Annotated in this window: 8 protein-coding genes and 1 tRNA gene; 3 read left to right on the plus strand and 6 right to left on the minus strand. The window is 61.8% G+C overall.

All coding sequences use genetic code 11. The annotated features are described in order from the left end of the window. Positions 1–570 precede the first annotated feature (570 nt). Positions 571–1395 (plus strand): endonuclease domain-containing protein, encoded by an 825-nt coding sequence (locus CKV91_RS08755; RefSeq protein ID WP_021104331.1) that lies wholly within the window; start codon positions 571–573, stop codon positions 1393–1395. 469 nt (positions 1396–1864) lie between these two features. On the opposite strand, the gene polA is transcribed toward CKV91_RS08755, so the two are convergent. Continuing rightward, on the minus strand, positions 1865–4534 hold the full coding sequence (polA, locus tag CKV91_RS08760) for a DNA polymerase I (protein ID WP_021104330.1): 2670 nt from the start codon (positions 4532–4534) through the stop codon (positions 1865–1867). Positions 4535–6290: 1756 nt separating this feature from the next. On the opposite strand from polA, the gene CKV91_RS08765 reads away from it, so the two are divergent. After that, positions 6291–6713 carry a PaaI family thioesterase gene (locus CKV91_RS08765; RefSeq protein WP_021104329.1) on the plus strand — a complete coding sequence of 141 codons (423 nt, stop codon included), beginning with the start codon at positions 6291–6293 and terminating at the stop codon, positions 6711–6713. A 15-nt stretch (positions 6714–6728) separates the two neighbouring features. Here CKV91_RS08765 and CKV91_RS08770 read toward each other — a convergent pair whose 3' ends face one another. Next, the gene (locus tag CKV91_RS08770) at positions 6729–7355 is read right to left on the minus strand and encodes an ANTAR domain-containing response regulator (protein ID WP_021104328.1); all 627 of its coding nucleotides are present in this window, start codon (positions 7353–7355) and stop codon (positions 6729–6731) included. Between the two features lie 308 nt (positions 7356–7663). On the opposite strand from CKV91_RS08770, the gene CKV91_RS08775 reads away from it, so the two are divergent. Further along, a tRNA-Leu gene (locus CKV91_RS08775) sits at positions 7664–7749 on the plus strand. A 964-nt stretch (positions 7750–8713) separates the two neighbouring features. On the opposite strand, the gene pyk is transcribed toward CKV91_RS08775, so the two are convergent. The 4 genes from pyk to CKV91_RS08795 form a co-directional block, all read right to left on the minus strand. Then, positions 8714–10090 carry a pyruvate kinase gene (pyk, locus tag CKV91_RS08780; RefSeq protein ID WP_036978068.1) on the minus strand — a complete coding sequence of 459 codons (1377 nt, stop codon included), beginning with the start codon at positions 10088–10090 and terminating at the stop codon, positions 8714–8716. Positions 10091–10374: 284 nt separating this feature from the next. Beyond that, complete coding sequence (locus CKV91_RS08785) at positions 10375–11298, minus strand: RluA family pseudouridine synthase (protein WP_021104326.1); 924 nt, start codon at positions 11296–11298, stop codon at positions 10375–10377. Then, a complete protein-coding gene (locus CKV91_RS08790) occupies positions 11267–11875 on the minus strand; it encodes a signal peptidase II (RefSeq protein WP_051167270.1) in 609 nt (202 codons plus the stop codon). Before CKV91_RS08790 ends, CKV91_RS08785 begins: the two co-directional genes overlap by 32 nt. Continuing rightward, positions 11848–12270, minus strand: coding sequence for a TraR/DksA family transcriptional regulator (locus tag CKV91_RS08795; protein WP_036978071.1), 423 nt, complete (start codon positions 12268–12270; stop codon positions 11848–11850). Before CKV91_RS08795 ends, CKV91_RS08790 begins: the two co-directional genes overlap by 28 nt. Between the last annotated feature and the right edge of the window lie 60 nt (positions 12271–12330).

A 12330-nucleotide genomic window follows, 5' to 3' on the forward strand; every position in this document is an offset into this window, starting at 1 on the left:
CATCACGCCATCTCAGAGTCCCGCTCAGTACCCCGAGGACTACTCCAGATTCATCCTCATCGTCCTGCATTGGCTACAAGAGTCCCGGTACTGCCCGAACCATTCCGGTCAACATCCCCTTCCCAAACCTTTCCGGTCAGTGTCCCTTGTCCAAGCGGCTTCAGAGCCATCAATTCCGGCTCACACCTGTCACGGTCAGCTCCGACTCCACGGGCCTCCTCACCACCCACCACCGGCCCATCGCCGGTTCCCACGCCCTTGTGTCTCGCACTTCTCCGCCGGCCGCTGTGGTGATCGTGGTGGCAACCGCAGGACCTACCACGGCAAATGGCATTCCCGGTCGTGCCGAACAAAATATCCACAACAACTCAGTCTTCTCGCCCGATCACTGTCCACAAGGAATGGCAAACACGCCGGAAATCAGCCCCGGCCACAACAACCACAGACGTGACAACCTTGTACGACCACCTCAATCACACCGGCGTGGCCCGTGTCCGCCGCAATTCACCATACCGAGGCCAAGCCGACCGAACCGTCGCTCGCGGAGACGCAGTACGTGTGCTACCAGGTGTGATAGCCGCCGCAGCACTGGCCCACGACCCCACCACCCTCATCCGAGCTCTCTGGCTCTGGGACCCCAACACCATCCTCACCGGGAAAGCTGCCCTCATCATGCACGGCATGACAGCGCCCAACACCCACCACGTGCTCGACTTCACCGGCATCACCAGCATCGAGGCATGTTCACTCACCCGGCATCTGAGCCGACCAGGAATCACCGTGCACCGCTGGCACATCCCCGATCGATTCATCACCTATCGCGAACACATCCGCCTCACCACACCAGAAGTCTGCGTCCTCATCCTCGCCATCCATGGGAACTGGGACTGGGTCTGTGAAGCGCTCCGGCAGCGCCTCGTCTCACCTGGTTCCTGCCGTGCAGCCCGAAAAAGCCTCACCGGCCGATATCCCAAAACCCAGGTCGACCAAGCCTTGGCCGATATCGCCCTCAACGCCTGGTCCATCCCCGAACTTCACATGGCACGACTGCTCAGAGCCACCGGCATCACCGGCCACAAATCCAACCACGAAATCCACGCCGGGAACCGCATCTATTACCTTGACCAAGCCTTCAACGCTGAGAAACTCGCCACAGAGATTGATGGCCGCACCATCCACGGCACCATCGATGGCTACGAACACACCATGATGCGCACTGCTCACCTCGAGCAACACGGCTGGAAGATTCTCCACATCACACCCACCATGCTGCGCCACCACCCGCACTTCGTCCTCGACTGGATCACCACCCACCTCCACATTCGTCACAAGCCCACGCGCCACTACACCGAACCACAGCTCCGCCACATCATGACTGGTCTCGACTCAATCTAAGATCGCTTGTCAAAGAGCGATCTGCGAAATGATTCGGGATGGCCACCCCGAATCGAGAAACTGACCAAGACACACCGCGCCCCTGTTCCCACGACCACCCGTGGTAATCGTGTTGCCAACCGCCTCATCTGACACTCCACATGGCAACCACCCCATCAACGCACAGGAACACCACAGCAGCGGCAAAAGATGCACCGTGCAGGAGCGCACACCCCCACGGTGGTATCTGCTCATCGACGCGAAGGCCTTGCGTGGCAGCACGGAAAGAGCATGCGCGCCAGACCGCCAGGAGTCCCAGCCCCGGACACCACGTCCAGCACTCACATGCCCATGCAAAGCACCACGGGAGCCGAGTATCGAAAAAGATGCCATGGGCACCCACGCGGAGATTCCCCAGACAACTCAGGGGATCATCTGGATCAGGGGAACATCTGGAATGTCCGTGGCACGCTCAACGATGTCATCTCATTCAGTGCGCCGCGTCGAACCAGGACCGCCCAACGCCAATCGCGACAGTCAGTGGCACCGCCAGATCCATGGCGCCACCCATCGCGTCGGTGACGACCTCACGCACCCGTTGTTCCTCCCCCGGGGCAACCTCGAGGACGAGCTCGTCGTGGATCTGCAGCAGCACACGGGAACGAAGCCCGTGCTCAGCAAGTCCTTGATCGGTGGCGAGCATGGCCAACTTCATGAGGTCGGCAGCTGTGCCTTGGATCGGCGCGTTGAGGGCGGCACGTTCGGCCATCTCGCGACGCTGCCGATTCGACGAGTTGAGATCGGGTAGATAGCGCCGGCGGCCCAACAGAGTCGAGGTCCACCCATCCCTACGGGCCTGGTCGACGACCTGGTTGAGGTACTGCTGCACCTTGCCGAACCGGCTGAAGTAGTCGTCCATGAGTTCACGAGCCTCCGCCACCGGAACGTCGAGTCGCTGCGAGAGCCCATAGTCGCTCAGCCCATACGCCAAGCCGTAGTTCATGGCCTTGACCTTGGAACGTTGGGCCGCGGTGACGTTCTCGATCGGCACCCGGAAGACGTGCGAAGCCGTCACCGTGTGAAAGTCCAGACCAGAGGCGAATGCCTCGATGAGCGACTCGTCCCCGCAGGCATGGGCCATGATGCGCATCTCGATCTGGGAGTAGTCGGCACTCATGAGCGATGCGTATCCCTCACCCACGACGAATCCTTCCCGGATACGTCGCCCTTCCTCGGTGCGCATGGGGATGTTCTGAAGGTTGGGGTCGGTACTCGACAGTCGACCGGTGGCAGCAACCGTCTGCTGATAGGTGGTGTGGATTCGTCCGTCGTCGGCAATGGACTTGAGCAGCCCGTCAATGGTCTGCCGCATGCGGATCGCCTCGCGGTGGGCCAACAGATGTGCAAGGAAGGGGTGCTGGGTCTTCTTGAACAGCCCCTCCAGGGCAGCGGCGTCAGTGGTGTAACCGGATTTGGTCCTGCGCGTCTTGGGCATGTCGAGACGGTCGAAGAGAACAGCCTGCAGCTGCTTCGGCGAACCGAGATTCACCTGCTCCCCCGCTGCCTGCCAAGCCAGTTCCTCGGCTTTGCGAACCCGGGAGTCGAAGTCAGCGCGCAACCCGCCCAGCACATCGGTGTCGACGGCAACACCAGCCTGTTCCATGGCGATCAGGCTGCGTTGAACAGGCAACTCAAGATCGTGGAGCAGGCCGAGCTCGCTACGATTGTCGAGTTCCTGCTCGAGGACGTCGGCCAACCGAGCGATGAGTACTGCTTGACGCGCAGACAGTTCAACCGTGGCATCGTCGTCGAAGTCGAGTGTGCCCTGACTGGGTTGGTCGTGGGTCGGGACGAGTTCAAGATCGAGATACTCAAGAACCAGATCGTCAAGTTGATACTTGCGCCGATCCGGGTGCAGCAGGTAGGCAGCCAACTCGGTGTCACAGCTGAGACCGCCAACAACCATCCCACGTGCGGCGAAGGCTTCGATCTGGTTCTTGGCGGCATGCATGACCTTGGGGCAGTGGGGGTCAGCGAGCCAATCGGCGAAGGCCTTCTCATCTGCCGGGCGGAGATCAGTGAGGTCCAGTCTGACGGCTTCCTGTTGCGGTGACCCTATGACGACACCAGTGACGTCGTCGGCTCCACAGATCCACGTCCCGGTGGCGTCCACGCCGAGTCGAACATCTCGATGGGCTTGCAACCACGAGTCGAGCTCGCCCTCCCCTGGCACCTGGACGGTGACATCCACAGTTTGCGCACTGTCCTGCGCCCCGTCGGTGCCTTCCATGGCCTTGACGCGATCCCACAGTGAGCGGAACTCCAAGGAGTCGAAGAGCTGGCGTGTGGCCTGCTGATCCCAACTACGTCGGGCCAGATCGTCAAGGCCAACCTCCAGCTCCAGATCCCGCACCAGAGCATTGAGACGACGGTTGCGCCTGACGTCGTCGAGATGGTCACGGAACGAGGCACCAGCCTTGCCCTTGACCGAATCTGCGTCCGCCAGGAGGTTGTCGAGACCGTCGTACGCCGCGAGCCACTTCGCAGCAGTTTTGGGACCGACCCCGGGAACGCCGGGCAGATTGTCGGCATGCTCACCCACCAGAGCAGCCAGTTCCGGATACCGTTCCGGGGAGACGAGGTACTTCTCCTCAACGGCCTGCGGGGTCATACGCTCCAACCTGGAGACGCCCTGCTTGGGATAGAGAACAGTGACCTGGTCAGTGACAAGCTGCATGGCATCCCGATCCCCAGAGACGACGAGGGTGTCCATGTCTGCCGCGCTGGCCGAGGTGGCCAGGGTCGCAAGAATGTCGTCGGCCTCATAACCGGGCACCGAGAGATGAGTGATGTTGAGCGCGTCGAGAACCTCCTTGATGAGCTCAACCTGCCCGGGAAATTCCGGCGGAGTGGCCGCCCGACCACCCTTGTAGTCCTGGTACTGCTCAGTGCGGAAGGTACCGCCGGGGAGATCGAAGGCCACCGCTATGTGACTCGGCTCCTCATCCTTGATGAGCCGAGTGAGCATGGAGACGAAGCCATGCACCGCGTTGGTGTGCTGGCCGGTACGCGTGGTGAAGTTCTCCACCGGCAAGGCGAAGAACGCGCGAAATGCCATCGAGTGGCCGTCGACAATCAACAGGGTGGGGCGTTGGCTCATGTGTACGACTCTAGGCGATGAAAGACGCGGTTTTCTCCCAGCACTGATGTGTGCGCCCGTCGTCATCGCTGCTGGCGCTGGAGAACGGACCGGTTTGTCCTGAGGAACCACCTGCCCCATTGACCAACCCCGACCGAAAATCACCGGTACCACGAGCCCGCGTGGCAAATTGGTTGTGAGAACCTTGAGCTGCCACGACTGGTGGTAAACCTCGGCTGTGGCAACCAATTTGCCACACAGGCCTGACACGGCGGACGCAATGGTGTCATGACGGGGCTCGGTTTCACTTCCTCACACAACCTGACCGAGGAGGCCTGACCTGGTCAAGGAGGCTTCGGTCAGGTTTAGGCTGCACCACCGAACGTGAGCGTGACGAACCAGACTGCTGACCAGTTGCACACTGTGAGCTCTCCGGACGGAGAAGCAGGGGTGCTGTCGTTATTGAATGGAGCCGGCCCCGCAGATGCGGAAGCCTGGTGTTCCTCGTGCGTGCCGGGCAGACGTGCCCGAGCTGGCCTCCACGGGCATGAAGCGTGACCAACTGCTGGAGAGCGGGCTTACGTCCCCATTACTTTCACACGTTCAGAGGCGGTTCCCCACCCTACACGAGTTCCGTGGAAAACCATGGCAAGGGGGATGCCCACAGCCCCTCACAGCTCACGACAATGGCGAACCACACGATCTCCCGGCAACGACGGCCCACGCGGCCCCACGGCGCTCTGGTGGAGCCTTCACAGACACGTAGGTCCTTTAAACATCAGGCATGAAACATGCATCTGTGAGCTGGATCGGCGACGACGGCGTGGTATTTCTGTTCATGAGTCGCCCCACTGCAAAGCAGGGTGACATCCACGGCCTTTCGCAACCATTTCTCCACAGATCGCCCAGAGGATGTCACTCACTCGATGCTGGCAACGACTACCGCTCCCCCGGCCACGGAAAAGAGAGGTGAACGTGTGACCACAAGGAAAGGTGGCGAGTGGTGGCTATCAGGGGGGAGCACACGCATGTCACCAGAAAAAGACGGGGTAGCTGCGAAGGTGACCACTTGGCCACGGACAGGAGGCGAGAAAGAACTACTCCGAGAGAGGTAAGCGCGTACCACTAGAAAAAGTGGAGATGACTGCCTGAAACAGGCATGGCCGTTAAGACAGAGGGACGACGCGTCAAGGAGAGGCAAGCACCATGTCCGCAGGCGAGGGGAGGCTACTGGGGCGGGAGGGTGAGAGGAGCCTGCCGGGAGCGGGACCTAGCCGCTGGGAAAAGACGAAGAAGACTGCCCGAGGAACGAGCACGTGACCACCAAGAAAGACGAAAGTGAATACCGCGGGGGACAAGACTTGACGATCCTGCTCCAACCACCCCCACCACCGAAAGCAGATACCGGGGAAGAACGGAGGGTGACTACCAAGGGAAAGCAGCAGAGGAGCGACCCGCTGACGGGTGCGTAGCCAAGGGAAGAGCCACCACAGCTTCGACATCGACGCGCCAAGCAATGTGACTGCGTGTCCTTGGCGTGCACAACGACATGCTGGAGGAGAGGACTACAGCTTCGATCAGCGCCACCGAGCAATGTGACCCACGTCACCTGACCGCAGCAGGAGAAAGCAGACAGTCGGGAGCACGACTGCGAACAGGAAGTTGAAAGGTGGGGCAGCCGAGCCAAACCCTGACCGCCGCGTCGAGTCGAGAGCGAATGACACAGCGGGGCAGGAGGGGGTGCTACTTCGCTCGCCAACGTGGCAAGCTACGTCACATGAGTTACGCATCCAAGGAATCCGGACTCCCCACATGGCTCACCGACCTGGTGAGCCCGCTCGACGACAAGCTCGGCGTCGAGGTGATTGAGCTCTCACCAGAGCGTTGCGTCATCAAGGCACCCTTGGCCGGCAACACCCAGCCACTCGGACTGTGGCACGGCGGTGGGTCAGGAGTGCTGGTGGAAACGGCCGGCTCCTTGGCCGCCATGTTCTTTGCACATCAAAGCGGCAAAGGCGCAGTGGGAACCGAGCTCAATGTCTCCCACATGCGCGCCCCCAAGGGAGAGCACATGACGGCGACCGCCACGGCCATGCACCTGGGACGGCGTACCACGACTCACGCGGTGGAGATTGTCGATGATCTGGGACGGATCTGCGCGGTGGGACGGGTGAGCTGCCAAATCATCGACCTCGACTGAACACGAACACCGCCGTCACTTGCGCCCGTGGTCGATGACCCCTTGGGCAACCTCACGCATGGACTTACGCAGGTCCATGGCAGTCTTCTGGATCCAACGGAAGGCTTCTGGCTCAGTGAGGCCCAAGCTGGACTGGAGCATCCCCTTGGCCTGGTCGACGAGCTTGCGGGACTCAAGACGCTCCTCAAGGTCGGCGATCTCGTCTTCAACAGCACGGATCTCCTGGAATCGAGCAAGAGCGATCTCGATCGCGGGTACGACGTCTGACACATCGAAGGGCTTGACGACGTAGGCCATTGCCCCGGCTTCCTTGGCACGCTCGATGAGATCGCGCTGGGAGAAGGCGGTGAGCATGACGACGGCGCAGATACGTTCCTCGGCGATCTTGTCTGCTGCGGTGATTCCGTCCATCTTGGGCATTTTGACGTCCATGACGACGAGATCGGGCTCCAGCTCACGCGCCAGTGAGACGGCCTCCTCACCATCACTGGCCTGGGCCACCACCTCGTAACCCTGATCCTCGAGCAGCTCCACCAGATCCAGGCGAATGAGGGCCTCATCTTCCGCCACGATGACTCGGGGACGAGCACTCTCCGCATTGATGTCAGATACCCGCTTGTCGGAGCTTGTTGAGTTACCCACGTTGATTTCCTTGCATGTCTGACGTTGACAACGCCTGCTATCCTAGCGCGACGCCATGGCCAGGATGCCGGCCAGACCCACCAGGCCGAGCAGGTATCCTGCCACTGACATGATGGCACAGATGGTCGTGGCATTGCCCTGACTTCGTCACACAATGCCCCTCAACCGACGTTTTCCCGCCGCCGAGGCCCACATCTGAGTCCGGAGTGGCCCACAAGGAGCCAACCACCCTCTCATGAGACCGCGTGGGAGCACTACATGAGCATGATGTGCTCCGAGGCGAGTTTTGTGCCACAATGAGCGAGCTGGCCCGGGTGGCGGAATGGTAGACGCGGCGCACTCAAAATGCGCTGTCCGTGAGGGCGTAGGGGTTCGACTCCCCTCCCGGGCACCAGATGACGAAGCTTGTCGGGGCCGCTCGATCCCTCAGGATGCACCACCTTTCTCAGGCTGTATTGACCACCGGTGTACCCACCGAGCTCAGTGCCACCAGTACTTCTGGCTGCGCTCCAGTGACGCCCACGAAAACCCTGACTCACCCCAGCGACAGCCACCACTACGAAACGGTGAATTCCCCCTCTCCGACAACGGCCACGCGGAACAGTACGCCAGATGGGCAGGAGCACAGAACGTTAACCTGCGTTGCTGAAGGATGGCGGCAGCAAACGCGGGAACGACAGCAGGGCGGGATGAGCAGGAACACAGGACGCTGGCCCCGTCGCTGAACGAGGAAACGGGCGGCAGGGAGAAATGAGCCGGAGCGCAGGTAGGGCTCCCATCCACCGAGTACCTGAGCTGCAAATCCTGATCCCACACACGGCCGATACCCTGGGAGCATGGGACGCCCCCGATACAACCGCGCGGGGCGGTGGGCCAAGGCGAGATAGGCAGAAGCGCAGGGCATTGACCCGCGTTACTAAACGAAGGGACGACCGCAGGGCGAGATGAGCAGGAGCCCCGCCATGGCTTCCCTCCACCGGTGCAGGGTCTGTGATCAGGAAACCCTGATCCCACACGGCCGGGCCCTCGGTGGCCATGGGACACTCCCCACCGCGAGCGCCTCACCACGAAACACCTGAAACATATGAAGCCCCGAACCCAAAAACATGCGAGGGTGCCGAATCAAAAATCAGGTGGGTCCCGAACCAGAAACACGTGCAAAAACATGCAGGGGTCCCGAATCGTATGATTCGGGACCCCACACAGTCATTGACGTTCATGTCCTTGCCGGACGCTGGGCTACACGAGCCCACCGTCACGCAGAACTCAGTGGTTCGAGACAGCGGAGACGTTGTCGAGGACCGGATCATCAGGCATCAAGGCATGCCCCCCGATACCTGATGACCAGAGCAAAGAACTCAGGCGTCCTCACGGATACGCAGCACGCGGATGGTGTTGGTCTTGCCGGGAACGCGCATCGGCGAACCGGCGACGACGACCACACGCTCGCCCACCGGGACGAGACCGTGCTCACGCAGGTAGGTGTTGACCCAGCCGAACAGCTCCTCGGGGTTGTCGAAGCTCGGAGCCATGACCGCGTTGGAACCCCAGCTCCAGGCCAGGTGCTTGGGGGTCTTCTCGTCGTTGGTGAAGACGATCATCGGGGTGCGCGAACGCAGCCGCGAAATACGGCGAGCGGTGTCACCGGACTTGGTGAAGGCCACGATGTAGCGAGCCTGCATACGCTCGGCAATCTCCACGGCAGCCTTGGAAATGATGCCGCCAGTGGTGTGCGGGTCCCAGTCGATGTCGGCGATCTTCTCGATGCCGTTGGACTCGGTGGACTCCACGATCTTGGCCATGGTGCGCACGGTCTCGCCGGGGAAGTCACCAACGGAGGTCTCAGCAGAGGTCATGACTCCGTCGGCACCGTCCAGGATGGCGTTGGCGACGTCGGCAGCCTCGGCGCGGGTCGGGCGCGGGGCGTGGATCATCGACTCGAGCATCTGGGTGGCAACGATGACCGGCTTGGCCTGCAGACGGGCCTTCTCGATGATGCGCTTCTGAACCAGCGGCACCTCCTCGAGCGGGCACTCGACGGCGAGGTCGCCACGGGCAACCATGACGGCGTCGAAGGCGTCGATGATCGCGTCGAGGTTCTCGATGGCCTGCGGCTTCTCGAGCTTGGCGACGACCGGGGTGTGACGTCCCTCCTCGTCCATGATCTCGTGGACACGGTCGATGTCGGAGCCGTGACGCACGAAGGACAGGGCGACCAAGTCGATGCCGGCCTTGAGGGCCCAACGCAGATCGGCCTCGTCCTTCTCGGTGAGGGCGGGAATGGAGACGGCAACGCCAGGCAGGTTGATGCCCTTGTGGTCGCCGACCGGGCCGGCGACGGTGCAGTGGCAGTTGACGTCGTTGCCCTCGACGGAGTCGACCTGCAGGACGGTCTTGCCGTCGTCGATGAGGATGACATCGCCGGGGTGGCAGTCACCGGGCAGTCCCTTGAAGGTGGTGGAGACGCGCTCCTGGTTGCCCACGATGTCATCGGTGGTGATGGTGAACTTGTCACCAACCTCCAGGTCGATCTTTCCGTTCGAGGCGCCTTCAGCCTTCTCGAAAACACCGGTACGAATCTTGGGGCCCTGGAGGTCGGCAAGGGCAGCAACGTTGAGATCCAGCTCGTCGGCGACGGAGCGGACGAGATCCAGGCGATCCTGGTGCTCCTCGTGGGTGCCATGGCTCATGTTGAGACGGGCGACGTTCATGCCCGCTTCCATGAGCTCCTTCATGCCGTCGTGAGAGTGAACAGCTGGTCCGAGGGTATTTACAATCTTGGCTCTACGCACGCCTCAACTTTATAGGTCCTGTCCAATAGGTCACATCTCGGGGCACTGCGAGCATCAACCGTGCATCCAATCATCAATTTCGTTGAACGGATGGGCAGCTCCTCTGGGCACCAGAAGCCCACTCAAGGAGCACCGGCGCGCGGATCAAAGGACTCGGCAAGCCCAATGAGCACCAGATACCCACGTGACCTGACGTACGGCACCGCGGGGATCACGGACGCCAGGGTTCAGGATTCCGCACGGACGACGTCCAGGGCGTGCTGTAGGTCATCGGGAAGCTCGGAGCGGAACGTCACCCAGTCCCCCGTGCCCGGATGGGTGAACGACAGCTGTGCGGCATGCAGCCACTGACGATCCAACCCGAGTCGGCGTGCGAGCACCGGATCGGCACCGTAGAGCGGATCACCGCAGCACGGGTGGTGCACCGCTGCCATGTGCACCCGGATCTGGTGGGTACGTCCCGTCTCGAGATGAATTCGTTGCAGGCTGGCGTGCCGGAAGGCCTCAACGGTCTCGTAATGGGTGACGCTGTGCCGACCGCCCTCGACGACGGCCATCTTCCAGTCGTGGCCGCGATGTCGTCCAATGGGAGCGTCAATGGTGCCGACAACGGGGTCGGGCAGCCCCTGGACGAGAGCGAGGTAGATCTTTTCCGGGGTACGGTCCCGGAAGGCCTGTTTGAGCACGGTGTAGGCGTGCTCACTCTTGGCCAGCACCATGAGACCGGAGGTTCCCACGTCGAGACGCTGCACGATCCCCTGACGTTCCGGGGCGCCGCTGGTGGATATCCCGAATCCGGCTGCGGCAAGGTGCTCGACGACGCTCGGCCCGTCCCAACCCAACGAGGGGTGCGCCGCCACGCCAGCAGGTTTGTCCACCACGACGACGTCGGCGTCGTCGTGAACGATCCTCATGTCCGCAACGAACGTGGGGACGACGGTGGCTCTCGGAGCTGGATCGGAGAGATCGATGTCGAGCATCTGGCCGGATCGAACTCGGGTCGACGCCTTGGTGACGGCGACCCCGTCGAGCAGCACCTTGGACTCGGCGATGAGATCGACCACCCGACTGCGCGAGGCTCCGGTCATCCGGGCAGCAGCGGCGTCGATTCGATCCCCGTCAACGCCTTCGGGAACGAGCAGGATGCTCATGGGTTGCCTCCTCACCGGCTCGATCGGAGGTTCTGGCGTCGGCAACCCCAGAACCAGAAGTGTCATCGTGCCCAAAGATGCTCATGACGACGGCGAGCACCGCGGTCACGGTGATGAAGACGTCCGCCACATTGAAGATTGCGAAGTGCGGCAGCGAGATGAAATCGACGACATGACCACGCAGCGGCCCGGGAGCTCGCCAGATCCGGTCGACGAGGTTGCCGCTGATACCGGCCAGCACCATTCCGCATGAGATGAGTGACCATCGGTGCCGTGCCCCCGGCATCACCCACACCAGGACGGCTGTCAGGGCGATGACTGCGAAGATCGAGATGGCCATCGTCGCCCCAGACCCCATGGAGAACGCGGCACCGGAGTTGTGGATGAGTTGCAGCTTGAGGAATCCGCCGAGACAGCTCGGCGGATTGAGAGGATCCAGGTGGCGCTCCGCAAGCGCCTTGGTGACCTGGTCAAGGGCCAGACCACCCACGGCGATTGCGGCCGCCGTGGCCCGCCACACCGACAGGCAATGACCACTGAGCTCGTGACTCAATGTCGCTCTTCGCGTTGCTTGCACCGCACACACATCGTGGCGCGTGGGAAGGCGGACAACCTGGCCTTTCCTATCGGGTTGCCGCAGCTCTCGCAGGTGCCGTAGGTGCCCTCCTCCAGAGCATTGATGGCCGTTCGGGACTGCTCGAAGACGGTACGTGCATTCTGGTTCAGCGACATTTCCTGGTCCCGCTCGAACTGCGAGGAGCCAACATCGATGGTGTCCTTGCCAGCCCCATCACTACCTTCCTGTATGAGACTGGCCAGGTCCTCATCGGACTTGGCCAGCGAACGAGCCATTCTCTCAACATCGTGTTCGAGAGTGTCGATGATCTCGCTGACCTCTTCCACGGTCCACGGCTCATCCCCGTCTCGCACGGGCAAGGACTTGGCAATCGCCGCCACATCATGCTCAGACATGGTGACCTCCATTGATCGACATCAGGGGTCCTGGGGAACCCAGGACTTCGCGAAGCGGTC

The organism is Cutibacterium granulosum, assembly GCF_900186975.1.
GTDB lineage: Bacteria > Actinomycetota > Actinomycetes > Propionibacteriales > Propionibacteriaceae > Cutibacterium > Cutibacterium granulosum.

Bases quoted from the DNA above. Each gene is read 5' to 3' on its own strand.
- CKV91_RS08785 (WP_021104326.1), bottom strand. From the start codon at position 11,298: ATGAGCATCCTGCTCGTTCCCGAAGGCGTTGACGGGGATCGAATCGAC.
- CKV91_RS08765 (WP_021104329.1), top strand. From the start codon at position 6,291: ATGAGTTACGCATCCAAGGAATCCGGACTCCCCACATGGCTCACCGAC.
- polA (WP_021104330.1), bottom strand. From the start codon at position 4,534: ATGAGCCAACGCCCCACCCTGTTGATTGTCGACGGCCACTCGATGGCA.
- CKV91_RS08795 (WP_036978071.1), bottom strand. From the start codon at position 12,270: ATGTCTGAGCATGATGTGGCGGCGATTGCCAAGTCCTTGCCCGTGCGA.
- pyk (WP_036978068.1), bottom strand. From the start codon at position 10,090: ATGAAGGAGCTCATGGAAGCGGGCATGAACGTCGCCCGTCTCAACATG.